Raw genomic sequence first — 12,501 nt, 5'->3', positions numbered from 1 at the left:
GTATATGTTCATATGAAGACGACTCACTGTACGATTTCTGAAGGAGAGAGCATTATCTGAATACTAAAAAAGGTCGCGTAAAGTAGTATAGAAATGAAATGTTTGCTAGTGTAAATATTATTGTAATATTCATATAGGGCTCATCTATGTCTTCCAAGATCATTCTTGCCGACGATCATCCGCTTATACTGACCGGGATCCGCAGCCTTATTGCACAACACCAACCAGGTTGCGAAATTGTTGCCGAGGCACATCAGGTCTCCGAATTATTCAAAACATTGCAGCAACACCAATGCAATCTCTTGATAACTGATTTTAGTATGCCTGGTGACTCTCGCAGTGATGGCCTGGTGATGCTCCAAAATTTAAAAAGAAGCTACCCGGGACTCTCGATTATCGTGCTGACACAGATACAGAATGCCGGGATACTCCAAGCCTTGCTGCAGCTTGGGGTCAGCGGAATATTATTGAAGAAAGCCGTCATCAGTGAATTATCGGATGCCATTCGCCATGTCTTATCGGGCCAAAAATATCTTGGCCACTCAGTGAAAATGTTATTGGCGGAAAGCGGTATGGTTAACCCGGCCCAATCACAGCAACTGACACCAAGAGAGAGTGAAGTCGTGCGTTTATTAGCCAGTGGAATGTCTGTCACCCAGGTGGCCGAGTACCTGCATCGCAGCGTCAAGACCATCAGCACCCAGAAAAAGAGCGCCATGGTACGCCTCGGCCTGCAAAGCGATAGCGACCTGTTTCACTATGCCAAAGAGCAAGGGCTGGCCTGAACCTTGACCTTGGTGAATCACCCGAGCCTTAAATCGCGGCATCATAAATAAGGGTTACATTACCTTTATAAGTGCTGCCCGGATATTCCATCATCAAGGCCAGAACTGGCTTTTGCACTTTAAAGATGATGCTGCGTTCTTCATTTATGTAATATGGGTCTTTTATACCTGCTGTGAATAGCTTCTTAACGCCATGCGTCAAAGGAAACTCTTCTTTTGATTTATTTACATAAATCACATCAAGTTTGACTTGCATCCCGAGCCTTTCATTATTCAGCATACAGACTTCACCAATGGCATACTGGCAGTTCAGCCAGACATTAAAATCTGAACTACTCCATAGTCGATATGGTAACTCCGCTATCAAATAGGGAGGAATATGTGATTTCCCACGATAAATCCAGTCATGCCATCCACCAGGAGGTTGCAACACGACTTTGTCACCACCAGGAGGAAACTCTACCTTTATTTGATGTTGAACTTTTAATGTCAATTCTATTATCAGTTGATTATCTTCATATACCCCATTACCAAGATCGATATCTTTATTTTGGCCTACAGAGAGAATTATCGAACCGGTATAAATTCCATTTGGCATTTTCAGTGGGGAGGGTGGTGTTATTTTAAAACCGAAAAACATCGCTTGTATATTAGACGTGCCATCCACAGATAGTCCTGTATAACAAGATTTCCCCCCAACATCTCCCCATAATACGATCCAAGAGGTTAGATTAATATATCCTGCAACCTGCCGCTCAAGATAGCGACATCCACCTCGAGGATTTGTAAAGGATGTATTGTATATTTTCCAGCCATCATTTTGATTGACAACAGAATCAAAATGTACTCCTAACTTATCAGGCTTAAATAAAACCGAGAACTGTTGCCCTTTATCAGATGTAATAATCATGGTTTTGTTTCCCAACGAACTTAGAGAAACAAAGGAATCCCTTGTATTTGAAAAATCCTTTATCACATTTCGCTTTACTTTAGTTTTTAATGAAAATAATAAGCTATCAAGTGACATTACACCGCCACTACAGGATGAAAGCCACATTCCCTCACTGGTTTTCACACATTTTGTAGTGCTAACAAAGGTTCCATTATCAGCATCATAGACTGCAGGCTTATATTCAGCGGTCACTTTAACGACTGCAGCCTGACATGGAAATCCAAAGAGCAAGCCTGCTATTAACCACCAATATCCGTACATCGCACCAGCTCTCATTATCTCTTCCTGCTCAAGCATTTATTGACTGGCCCAGGCCTGGGTACTGCAAACTAGATCACCCAGTAACAACACAGCCTGTTGGCGTTCGGCTCGGGCCGTGTCCAGCGCCAGATCGCACTGCTGTGCTCCCTGATATTCCACCTGCAAGCTGGGATTGCGCTCACTCATCTCCACCGCAAAGAAGCCATCTGCCTCGCTGACTGTGCGGCCCGCGTGGTTGACCACCATGGCGCCTCTCAAGGGATCGCCCTTCTCATCCAACAATCGACCGATGACGGTTACTGTCTGCATGACCCTGACTTTGTGATAGGCCACCCCCCCCTTGTTGAGATGATAGGGCAGCACGTTGGGGCGAATGCTCACCGAGGGCGCATCGTGCTCTGCCAGATCCAGCTGCACGGCACCGCTGCGATAGGCGGCTACGGGTATCAGATTGCGACCGGGCCGCAACTTGATATTGCTACCCTGATCGTCATCGGCGCGCAGAGTCAGCTCGGGCATATCGGACTCCAGGTCCACTATCATGCCCGCCTCGAACCCTTGCGATTGACCTGTCATGGTCAAGCTGCCCTCATCGCCAAACGCCAGGGTACTGTCGAGGTTGAGCCCCCCGCTCAGCGCCCGGTTATAGGAGGATGATTGCAGGTGGGCATCACCACTGACCAACGCCCCCTGAAACTTGGCGTAGCCTGCCGTGCCGACGCCGTAACTGTCGGTAGTCAAGTTGGCCCCCACGCTCTGCAGTGCGCCCCACTCCAACTGTTGCTGGTACCCGAGGGAGGCGTTGCGCTCCTGCCCACCGGAACGAGAGGTTCGACTGCCGATACCGATGGCCAGTAGGCTATGCTCTCCTCCCAGATTCATGCTCAGGGAGAGCATGCCGCCCCTGTCCCTCGCATGATCGGTACTGATGCTACCTGGCCGGTCAAACACCGTCAGGTTCCAACTCACCGTATGACCAAGCAACTCTCCGTTGTAACGCCAGCCCAGATCGGCCCCCAGCCCCCGCCCCACCTGGTGTGCCAGATAAAAGTTGGCGGAGTGGCACTCATCGAGCCGCTGCTGCAACGACAGGTTGCTCTGCTTGAGGTCACGGCTCTCCTCTCCGACTTTCCCATGCTGGCGCTGCTGCTGGTGGCTCAGCACCAGGCTACCTTCGCCATAATGGTACAAAGCCTGCAGATCGAAGCCGCTGCCCAGCGCCTGTGTCGCCATCAGGTTGCCAAACAACCGCCACTGTTTATCCAGGCTCCAGTCGGCAGAGAGACCATGCTGCCAGCGCTGGTCGATATACTGGCTGGAGGCCCCGACTACCACCGAAGGGGTGAGCAGATGGTTGAGCATGACACCGCTGCTCAGAGGCCGGGCCGTGTCCTCCTCCCAGTTGCTGAACAAGCGGGTCTGCTGGCCCACAAACAGGTTGAAGCGCCAGCTTTCATCCGGGTTTTGCCAGTTCATCGGCTTGTAGATCATCTCTCTGCGCCGCTCGGTGACTTGGCCATCTTCCAGCACATGCAGCTCCACCTCGTAGATGCCGGTGGGCAGCACTTTGGTATCCAGCGCCTGCAAGCCGGAGAGCACCTGCTGCGAGTTGATGAGCTGCCCATCTCGATAGATCTCGACCATGCCGGGTCGGCTCGGGGTGACATAGACAGGTGTGGTACTGACTTGGCCCTGCTCTATCAACAGGGTGTCGGAGTCACCCAGCATGACCCCAAGCACGGTCGGAGTTCCGCCGCCAAACAGGGTGGGCTGACGCACCAGCCCCTGGGCATAGGGCGAGAAGTAGCCCAGCCGATAGAAATGTCCTGTACCTTCGTGTTCGGCATAAAGTTGCTGCACATGATGCTGAGCCGCCTGCCCGCTGCCAGACTGGCTCACTTCTCCCTCCAGCAGCGGAGTCCACTGTCCTATGCTGCCCTGTGCCATCAGGTTGTAACGGCCACTGCGCTGCTCCCCTTCCCCCTGGATCAGGTTCAACTGGTGGCGCAACAGGGCGCCATAGCTGCCCCCGCTGGGCAGGTTGTGATAACGGGTCAGCGGCTGCCCCTTCTCGGCACCGGCCGTCAGCACCGACAACTGGGAGTTCTCCAGGCTGTACTCCAGCGCCAGCACTTCGTCGGTACACTGATTCTGACATGGGCCCAGTCGATGGGATGCCGTCAACACCTTGCTCCAGCGCTGGCGGTCCCGTTCTTCCAACTCGCTCTCGTGGCCGTCGGTCAGAGCCAGTAGTTGTACACTGGTGTCTTTGCCCAGCACTATCTCGCCTTCCCCCAACAGTTGCCCATCCACCAGGATGCGCACCGTCAGCGGGACGCCGAAGAAGTAGTCGGCAAAACCATCAGGCAAATCTTCTGCTTGTTGTAGCAGGTCAAGGGGTTGTGCAACATGCCCCCCCGTAGCCCAGGCCGGTACACACAATGCAACCAGGATCAACAGGAAAGAGAAATACGACACGACCTATCTCGCTCTTCTAAGCACAGACAAAAAGGCTCCCCCGATACAGGGAGCCTCCATCAATCGGCTTATGCGCCGCCTTTAGGGGCTTCCGATTCAAATATCATGTTCACTACCCCCTGGTAGTTGCCTGGCTTGTAGCCAGTGACCGGGGCATCCACCGGGATCACTTCCAGCCCCAACAACTTGCCGGTCTTGGCATCATCAGCCTTCATTACTTCAACGGAGGTGGTCGACAGGGCGACACCACCCACCTTAACGGTCAGGGGAATGTTGTCGTTGCCGCTGGCCATCACGGCCGGGTTGGTCAGGTAGCCAGTGATGGCGCCGATCGTGCTCTTGGCATCCAGCTGTTTGCTCAGCTTGTCCAGCTTCTTGGTATAAGGGTTGTAGGCCAGCTTCTGCGGGGTGCTCATCCAGTTGTCCCCGCCGGTCGGCTGCACATAGAAAGCTTCGGTCGGGATCTGGGCGGTCACGGTGACCTGATGCTCGACACGTTCGGCAGCCATCAGATTGGCCGACACCAGCATGGCCAGGGGCGCAGCTATCCATACTTTCATTACTCTCTCCTCTCTCGGATATAAGAAACATCAGTGACCAATCACCATGTTTCTACTCTTGTCGCCCTCTATCAGCACAAATCGATAGAGGCGATCGCTCTTCTTCATCAACTGCTTTTTCATATTTGGCAGCAGATGAATCTTGGTTGGGCTGGAACAATTTGTTTTCCGTTCATTACATTCTTCAAAAAAATCCAGTATGAGTGTTGTGTTGCCTTTATTGATGATGGTGGTCATCTTCTCATCTTCAATAATTTGGGTATCAAAGTGACTTTTTCTTGGCATCACGAACAGGATTGAGCCGAATCCGGTCAATATATTTACACCAGCGGAGACCTGTTGTTGTTCTTTCTGAATAGCACCGGCATCAATATCAAAGCTGTCTTCTGCTCTGGGCAACACAGGAATAAACCGAACCCTGAAGTAGCGCTCTTTATCGCGATCTCCCATAAACAGAAAACGGGTTGCCTGCACACCACTTGCCGGAATAATGAGCCTGGAAGGACTTGCAACCAGTGCTCGATTACCTTCTGTCAGCTCCGGCGACTCCTGTGGCATACCATCACTGTCATAGGTGATTTCATGGATGGCCACCTTTACAAAGGCTGTTGCATCACCCTGATTACGAACCCGTTTCAAATAGGTGCTCTGTTGTCCTGACATGTAGTCATAGAGCGTGCCAATACTTATTTCAGCTGATGCAAAAACATTTCCACATATTAAGCAGAAAAGAATTGAAATGAACTTCCTCATAAATTTTTATCCAAAAAACTGCTGCGAGATTTTTATTTTCCCTACGTTGTGGAAATTTATATATTTTTGCAAACCACCCGAAAGGATATCGATGACACTACTTTACGAGTCACATGAACCACTGTTAATCAGAATATTCTGATATTGACTTCAAAAAACACCGCCGACATATCAGACAATTCCTACAGGCTTTCTCACGCATCTCTGCTGTATTATCCGCACCCCTTATCAGTCAACAGGTGAGTGCCGTGTTTGCATTTCGAGAAGAGTACCCAATAAGTGACATGGCAAGCATCGCAGTAGCCGATCTTGCCATGCCCTTTTATCAGCCAATCATTGGCCAGGATCATCAGGTCAAGGGTTACGAGGTACTGGCCAGACGCTGGGAGCCTGCCCGGCAGAACTATCATGGCATCGACTTTGCGTCCCTCAGTGAGGAGCAGTCTCTACATCTGGACATCGTCATGCTCAGAGCCATTATGCGTGATCTACCGGCTCTGGCGAAAAACGGTCCCTGTTTCCTCTCCATCAATCTCAACCCGGCACTGAACAGCCCCACCTATAAGAACCTGTTATTACTGGTGCTGATGCAGGCACGCAAGGTGGGGATCGACATATGGTTCGAAGTAGTGGAGTACGCCCCGCTACAGCGCAAGGCGTTGGCCCTGATCGAGGTGCTGCGTGGCCACGGTGCCCATATCGCTTGCGATGACTTTGGCGCCCTGGAGTGCAACTTCCAGCGCATGCTGGCGATGCCTTACGAGATCATCAAGCTGGACCGCTCCCTGTTGCTGCAAGCCACCAAGAATAGCCATGCCCTACGGATGCTAACCGGCCTAGTAGAGTACTTGCAGCGGCTCGGTATGAAGGTGGTGTGCGAAGGGGTTGAAACCCAGCAACACATCGAGATCGCCAACCAGCTCGGCTGTGACTATCAGCAGGGCTATGCCCATGCCATGCCCTCCCCCCTCTCACGCTGGGCCTGAAAGGCCCCATTGATCACGTCGACTCCAGCCCCTGCCAAATTGCATGATACGGTGAGGACGAGTACAATCTCGCACCCCGTTTATCCGGCGCATATTGTTTATAAACGTACAGCCCGGATATGCCGTTATCGGGTAGCGGTCCGAGTATCTACTCCCCCCGCAGCTCAAGCCATACGATGCCATCAGGTGGCGTCGTCCTGATTTGCAATCAGACATAAAGAGTCAGCCATGTTTAAACCAGAATTGCTCTCCCCCGCAGGTTCCCTCAAGAACATGCGTTACGCCTATGCCTATGGTGCCGATGCCGTCTATGCCGGCCAGCCCCGCTACAGCCTGCGGGTACGTAACAACGAATTTGATCACGAGAATCTGCAACTCGGCATCAACGAAGCCCATGCCCTGGGCAAGCAGTTCTACGTGGTGGCCAACATCCAGCCCCACAACTCCAAGCTCAAGACCTTTATCCGCGATATGCGCCCGGTGGTGGAGATGAAGCCGGATGCGCTGATCATGTCAGACCCCGGTCTCATCATGATGATGCGTGAAGCCTTTCCGGATATGCCCATTCACCTCTCGGTGCAGGCCAACGCAGTCAACTGGGCCACGGTGAAATTCTGGCATCAGATAGGCCTGACCCGGGTCATCCTCTCCCGCGAACTGTCGCTCGACGAGATCGAGGAGATCCGCATGCAGGTGCCGGAGATGGAGCTGGAAGTGTTCGTCCACGGGGCACTGTGCATGGCCTACTCCGGCCGCTGCCTGCTCTCTGGCTACATCAACAAGCGTGACCCCAACCAGGGCACCTGCACCAACTCCTGCCGCTGGGAGTACAAGGTGCACGAAGGTAAAGAAGATGAGGTAGGCCAGATCGTCCACCGTCAGGAGCCGATCGCCGTGCGTCCGGACAACACCCTGGGACTTGGCAAGCCGACCGATGCGCTGGTGCTGCTGGAAGAGTCCAACCGCCCGGGCGAGTACATGAGCGCGTTCGAAGACGAACACGGCACCTACATCATGAACTCCAAGGACTTGCGCGCCGTCGAGCATGTCGAGCGACTGACCAAGATGGGCGTTCACTCGCTGAAAATCGAAGGTCGTACCAAATCCTTCTACTACTGCGCCCGTACCGCACAGGTCTATCGCAAGGCGATCGACGATGCAGTGGCAGGTCGCCCGTTCGATCGCAGCCTGATGGGCACCCTCGAGAATCTGGCCCACCGCGGCTATACCGAGGGCTTCCTGCGCCGTCACAACCACAGCGAATACCAAAACTACGACTACGGTTACTCCGTCTCCGACACCCAGCAGTTCGTCGGCGAGATCACCGGTCGCAACGGTGACATGGTCGAGGTCGAGGTAAAGAACAAGTTCCTGGTGGGCAACAGCCTGGAGCTGATGACCCCGCAGGGCAACCTCAGCTTCAATCTGGAGCAGATGCAGAACCGCAAGGGCGAACTCATCGACACCGCACCGGGCAACGGCCACGTAGTCTATGTGCCGGTGCCGAAGGAAGTGGACGTGAACTACGGCATCCTGCTGCGCAACCTCGGTGAGCGTCAGGATACCCGTCAGCCCCACTCGGCCGCCTGAGATGGCACTGCTCATCACCGACAAGTGCATCAACTGTGACATGTGTGATCCCGAGTGTCCGAACCAGGCCATCAGCCTGGGTGAGGAGATTTACGAGATCGACCCAAGTCGCTGCACCGAGTGCGTCGGTCACTATGAGAAGCCGACCTGTATCAGTGTCTGCCCTATCGACTGCATCATCTGGGATCCCGCTCATGTGGAAACCGAAGATCAGCTGATGGAAAAGTTCGTCCGGATGCACCGGCAGTAACTCAGGCATCAGCGTCTGCAACTCGCAGACTGCATCATCCGGAATCCTGCTCATGTGGAAACCGAAGATCAGTTGATGGGGACGTTTGTGCGGATGCACCGACAGTAAAACGAAAAAAGGCCGAGCAATCGGCCTTTTTTGATCCTGTGTTCAGCAACTGGCCATCACTTGCCGATCAATCGACTCAGCTTGTCCAGCTCCCGCTGGGCCTCCAGCATCCTGGTCTGGGACTCCTCCAGCTTGGCCTGTTGCTTGGCAATTTTCTCCGGCTTGCCACTCACTCTCGCCTCCTGCAACTCGAGCAGGCGTTCGTCCACCTCGCCACGCAGCTTGTGAACCCGCTCTTTCTGCTCCTTGAGCAGCTCCTCATCGGTGCAGTTGGCCTTGATATTGCGCGCAGCCTGTTCCAGGCCGGCAATCTGTCCGGCATTGTTGTGAGCTTTGGCAAACACCAGTTGGTCGTTGACGGCCTGCAGACGAGCCTTGCAGCCGACAGCTTCACTGCCATAGGTATGACCCGCCAACAGCAGCAACCCTATTCCTACACTTTTCCACATCTCGATTCACCCGGTCATGTTTGCGAACTGACCATAAGAACCGTGTTTCGCTAACGGGTCAAGCAAGCAGGGAAAAGGTGCGACAGAAGTTGTGCGACATCACGCTATCGTCATCCGGTTGGTTCTACAATGACGCTTTTTAGAATCAGGAGTCTCTTATGAATCAACAGATTGTGGTGATCGCCAATGGCGCCCCCTATGGCAGCGAATCCCTGTTCAATGCCCTGCGTCTCGCTATCGCCCTGAGCGAACAGGGTGACGCCAGCCTGAAGCTGTTCCTGTTGTCAGATGCGGTGAGTGCGGCACTGGCCGGTCAGGCACCGGCCGAAGGGTACAACCTGCGCCAAATGCTGGAGATCCTGCTGGCTCAGGGCGTCACCATTCGCCTGTGCAAAACCTGCACCGATGCCCGGGGCATCACCGCCCTGCCACTGATCGAAGGGATTGAGGTCGGCACCCTGGCGATGCTGGCTCAATGGACCCTGGCTGCCGACAAAGTACTGACCTTCTGAGTTACTTCACCGGGCAGGTCAGACTCCTGGCCTCCCGGTTACCCGCTCCGTACAGGGCGAACACCAGCACACAGATCCCCGCCATCACGACAAACAGCGCTGGCCCTCCCCATACTTGCAACAGCCAGCCCCCCACCAAGGGGGCAAGCGCCCAGCCAAGTCCGGCAAGAGCACTGGCACCGAAGTAACTCCCCTTGAGGTGAGGGGGCGCCATCTCGTCGATCAGCACGTTAAAGAGCGGAAAGAGCACCGCTTCCCCGACACTTAGCAAAAACACAGCCATCAACCAGGGCCAATGCAATGCCGGGTTCGACAGGGCGAACAGCACCTGGGCCGCCGCCATCAACAGAATGGAGAACCGTAACCGCAGACTCACCCGCCAGCGCCGGGTCACATGTAACAGCGGAAACTGCAGGGTGATGATGGTGACCGCATTGGTCGCCACCAGCAACGCCACCAGGGTCTCGACCTCAGGTGCACCGGCCCGGGTCAAATATTGAATAAGCGGCGACTCCACCTGGGCATAGACCAGCATCATCAGCAAGTTAGCGAGGATAAACAGCATAAAGGCCCGATCCTGTGCCAACACCCTGAGCATGGTCCCCAGCGTGAGCCCGGCAGCAGGCTGACTGGCGCAAGCACGACGAAACCCGAACAAAAATGCAAGCCCCAGCAAGCCGTAGCTCACCGCGGTCACCAAGAAGGTCTCCTGCCGCGCCCCCAGCCCAAACATCACGCCAATCAAGGGCCCCACCCCTGCCCCCACATTGAGCAGGAAGTAGCGCAGGTGTTGAGCCAGCTCTCGCTGCGCTTTCTGGGGCAGCTGATCGCCCATCAGCGCCTTGCCCGGGGTATCGATAAAGGCATAGGAAAGCCCTGAGCCAAACACCCCCAGTGCGATCAGCCAAAGAGAGTGGCCAAAACCAAGCAGCAGGTAGGCTCCACACGACACTGTACAGCCCAGCAGCAAAATGGCGCCGCGGCCAATCTTGTCGGAAAGCCACCCCACGTCGAAGCCGATCAGATTGGAAAGCACTGCCGCGCCACCTAGCAACATCCCGATGCCGGAAGCGGAGAGGTCATACTCCCGATACAGCAGGATGGAGAGGAAAGGCCAGACCATGAAAAAACTGGTACGCACCATAAAGGTGCCCAGAATGACGATCCAGACCAGCAGGGGAAATTGCCTGAGGGTATTCCATGGCATAGCAAGACTCCGTGGAGCGTGGGTCAAATAATCAGTGGCAAAAAGGGGAGTTGCAACAGAGGACTCCATCGAGGCAACCACTATCCGCGCCGGACCAGCTGAACGGCGTTTTCCTCCGAAACATCTCAATACACAAGGTCAGCCAGCGTGGCCTTGTTGACTGCCTTTCATCCCGTTAGAGGGATTTCAGGCTGATATTTAGCACTCAAGTAGGAACATCACAGGTAGCTCGGGCGTCATACCGCCTTGCCAACCCCCTCCTTGTGTCGAGCGCTATAACGAGCACCCGACTCATACAACGAAAGAGTGACCACACAGAGCAGCGCCATCAGCACATAGAGCAGCTGACCGCTCCACTGTTCGAGGATCCAGCCTCCCAGCAGCGCGCCGGCGGCCCCTCCCAACCCGGCCAGTGCGCTGGCACCAAAGTAGCTCCCCTTGAGATGAGCGGGGGCCATCTGATCGATCAGCACGTTGAGCAGGGGGAACAGGATGGTCTCGCCGATGCTGAGCAGCAGAACAGCGCCAAACCAGTGGCTGCGCACCATCGGGTCCCCCAGCGCGAAGAGCAGCTGGGCCGCCAGAAAGAGCGCCATGCCGATATGAAGCCGTACCCGCACCGGCCAGCGTGACAACAAGCGCAGCAGCGGAAACTGCAGCAGCACCACGGTCAGGGCATTGGTCGCCACCAGCAGAGCAACCAGCTCGGCCACCTGCGGCATACCGGCCCGGGTCAGGTACTGCACCAGCGGTGAGTGAAACTGGGAGTAGACCAGCACCATCAGGAGATTGGCCATCACCAGCAACAGGAAGGCGCGATCCGCCAGCAACACCTTGATTGCATCCCGCAAGCCGGGCCCGGCAGTCCCCGGCTTGCCTGTGCTGCCAGCCCGGCGAAAGCCCCAGCCAAAGGCCAGCGCCAGCAGCAAATAGCTCACCACCAGAAACAGGAAGGTCTCCTGCTGGGCGTTGATCCCGAGGGTCACCCCGAGCAGCGGCCCCAGCGCCGCCCCCAGGTTGAGCAGAAAATAGCGCAGGTGCAGTGCCAGCTCCCGCGCCTTGGCCGAGGCCAGACTGTCGGCCATCAGCGCCTTGCCGGGGGCATCGATGAGCCCCGACGAGAGGCCGCTGCCCACCACTCCTATCCCGAGCCAGAACACCGCATGGGAGAAACCGAGCAGACCGAACCAGATCATCGCCACCAGACAACCGGCCAGCAGTATGCTGCGCCGCCCGAAGCGATCAGAGAGCCAGCCGCCGTAGAAACTGACCAGGGTAGAGAGGGCCATCGAGCCACCCAGCAACAGGCCGATGAAGGTGGCCGAAAGGTCATACTCCCGATAGAGCAGAATGGAGAGGAAGGGCCACACCATGTAGTAGCTGGTGCGCACCATAAAGGTGCCCAGAATGACGATCCAGACCAGCGGGGTAAATTGCCTGAAGGTGCTCCATGACATCGCTATGCTCCATGCCCCGCAGCTCTTACCACAAGATCCTGTCATAAACGGGGAAAGCATTCAGTTGTAACAGAGGGCCTCAATAGAAACAACCCTCGCTCACCGACAAGGTGCAACCGGATGCAAAAAGGCCAGCCGATGGGCATCGGCTGG

General features: G+C 55.0%; 12 protein-coding genes and 1 pseudogene. 6 read left to right on the top strand and 7 right to left on the bottom strand.

Annotation, left to right across the window (positions count from 1 at the left end):
• Positions 1-146 precede the first annotated feature (146 nt).
• Complete coding sequence (locus tag I6L35_RS11910; RefSeq protein WP_216978263.1) at positions 147-785, top strand: response regulator; 639 nt, start codon at positions 147-149, stop codon at positions 783-785.
• A gap of 28 nt (positions 786-813) precedes the next feature.
• Here I6L35_RS11910 and I6L35_RS11905 read toward each other — a convergent pair whose 3' ends face one another.
• The 4 genes from I6L35_RS11905 to I6L35_RS11890 form a co-directional block, all read right to left on the bottom strand.
• Positions 814-2,013, bottom strand: a complete 1,200-nt coding sequence (locus I6L35_RS11905; protein WP_216978262.1) for a hypothetical protein — start codon at positions 2,011-2,013, stop codon at positions 814-816.
• 21 nt (positions 2,014-2,034) lie between these two features.
• Complete coding sequence (locus I6L35_RS11900; protein ID WP_254204436.1) at positions 2,035-4,368, bottom strand: CS1-pili formation C-terminal domain-containing protein; 2,334 nt, start codon at positions 4,366-4,368, stop codon at positions 2,035-2,037.
• Between the two features lie 176 nt (positions 4,369-4,544).
• The gene (locus tag I6L35_RS11895) at positions 4,545-5,036 is read right to left on the bottom strand and encodes a CS1 type fimbrial major subunit (RefSeq protein ID WP_216978260.1); all 492 of its coding nucleotides are present in this window, start codon (positions 5,034-5,036) and stop codon (positions 4,545-4,547) included.
• 30 nt (positions 5,037-5,066) lie between these two features.
• On the bottom strand, positions 5,067-5,789 hold the full coding sequence (locus I6L35_RS11890; RefSeq protein WP_216978259.1) for a hypothetical protein: 723 nt from the start codon (positions 5,787-5,789) through the stop codon (positions 5,067-5,069).
• A 248-nt stretch (positions 5,790-6,037) separates the two neighbouring features.
• Here I6L35_RS11890 and I6L35_RS11885 point away from each other — a divergent pair, with 248 nt between their 5' ends.
• The 4 genes and pseudogenes from I6L35_RS11885 to I6L35_RS21120 form a co-directional block, all read left to right on the top strand.
• Positions 6,038-6,775 carry an EAL domain-containing protein gene (locus tag I6L35_RS11885; protein WP_216978258.1) on the top strand — a complete coding sequence of 246 codons (738 nt, stop codon included), beginning with the start codon at positions 6,038-6,040 and terminating at the stop codon, positions 6,773-6,775.
• A 228-nt stretch (positions 6,776-7,003) separates the two neighbouring features.
• On the top strand, positions 7,004-8,365 hold the full coding sequence (gene yegQ / locus I6L35_RS11880) for a tRNA 5-hydroxyuridine modification protein YegQ (protein WP_216978257.1): 1,362 nt from the start codon (positions 7,004-7,006) through the stop codon (positions 8,363-8,365).
• A 1-nt stretch (position 8,366) separates the two neighbouring features.
• The gene (locus tag I6L35_RS11875; RefSeq protein WP_005334896.1) at positions 8,367-8,615 is read left to right on the top strand and encodes a YfhL family 4Fe-4S dicluster ferredoxin; all 249 of its coding nucleotides are present in this window, start codon (positions 8,367-8,369) and stop codon (positions 8,613-8,615) included.
• 27 nt (positions 8,616-8,642) lie between these two features.
• Positions 8,643-8,723, top strand: a pseudogene (locus I6L35_RS21120) (ferredoxin); the annotation flags it as partial.
• 56 nt (positions 8,724-8,779) lie between these two features.
• Here I6L35_RS21120 and I6L35_RS11870 read toward each other — a convergent pair.
• Complete coding sequence (locus I6L35_RS11870; RefSeq protein WP_216978256.1) at positions 8,780-9,172, bottom strand: DUF1090 domain-containing protein; 393 nt, start codon at positions 9,170-9,172, stop codon at positions 8,780-8,782.
• Positions 9,173-9,330: 158 nt separating this feature from the next.
• On the opposite strand from I6L35_RS11870, the gene I6L35_RS11865 reads away from it, so the two are divergent.
• Complete coding sequence (locus tag I6L35_RS11865; protein WP_216978255.1) at positions 9,331-9,684, top strand: DsrE/DsrF/TusD sulfur relay family protein; 354 nt, start codon at positions 9,331-9,333, stop codon at positions 9,682-9,684.
• 1 nt (position 9,685) lies between these two features.
• On the opposite strand, the gene I6L35_RS11860 is transcribed toward I6L35_RS11865, so the two are convergent.
• Positions 9,686-10,891, bottom strand: coding sequence for an MFS transporter (locus I6L35_RS11860; protein ID WP_216978254.1), 1,206 nt, complete (start codon positions 10,889-10,891; stop codon positions 9,686-9,688).
• Positions 10,892-11,127: 236 nt separating this feature from the next.
• A complete protein-coding gene (locus I6L35_RS11855) occupies positions 11,128-12,348 on the bottom strand; it encodes an MFS transporter (protein ID WP_216978253.1) in 1,221 nt (406 codons plus the stop codon).
• Positions 12,349-12,501: the final 153 nt, after the last annotated feature.

The organism is Aeromonas sp. FDAARGOS 1405 (assembly GCF_019048265.1).
In the GTDB taxonomy this organism is placed as follows: domain Bacteria; phylum Pseudomonadota; class Gammaproteobacteria; order Enterobacterales; family Aeromonadaceae; genus Aeromonas; species Aeromonas veronii_A.
Note: the sequence above shows the minus strand (reverse complement) of the source record. Positions and strands in the feature narration are given on the sequence as shown.

What these genes read in the sequence shown, in the direction of transcription:
- I6L35_RS11910 (WP_216978263.1), top strand. Translation starts at nt 147, where the DNA reads ATGTCTTCCAAGATCATTCTTGCCGACGATCATCCGCTTATACTGACC.
- I6L35_RS11905 (WP_216978262.1), bottom strand. Translation starts at nt 2,013, where the DNA reads ATGAGAGCTGGTGCGATGTACGGATATTGGTGGTTAATAGCAGGCTTG.
- I6L35_RS11895 (WP_216978260.1), bottom strand. Translation starts at nt 5,036, where the DNA reads ATGAAAGTATGGATAGCTGCGCCCCTGGCCATGCTGGTGTCGGCCAAT.
- I6L35_RS11890 (WP_216978259.1), bottom strand. Translation starts at nt 5,789, where the DNA reads ATGAGGAAGTTCATTTCAATTCTTTTCTGCTTAATATGTGGAAATGTT.
- yegQ (WP_216978257.1), top strand. Translation starts at nt 7,004, where the DNA reads ATGTTTAAACCAGAATTGCTCTCCCCCGCAGGTTCCCTCAAGAACATG.
- I6L35_RS11875 (WP_005334896.1), top strand. Translation starts at nt 8,367, where the DNA reads ATGGCACTGCTCATCACCGACAAGTGCATCAACTGTGACATGTGTGAT.
- I6L35_RS11870 (WP_216978256.1), bottom strand. Translation starts at nt 9,172, where the DNA reads ATGTGGAAAAGTGTAGGAATAGGGTTGCTGCTGTTGGCGGGTCATACC.
- I6L35_RS11865 (WP_216978255.1), top strand. Translation starts at nt 9,331, where the DNA reads ATGAATCAACAGATTGTGGTGATCGCCAATGGCGCCCCCTATGGCAGC.
- I6L35_RS11860 (WP_216978254.1), bottom strand. Translation starts at nt 10,891, where the DNA reads ATGCCATGGAATACCCTCAGGCAATTTCCCCTGCTGGTCTGGATCGTC.
- I6L35_RS11855 (WP_216978253.1), bottom strand. Translation starts at nt 12,348, where the DNA reads ATGTCATGGAGCACCTTCAGGCAATTTACCCCGCTGGTCTGGATCGTC.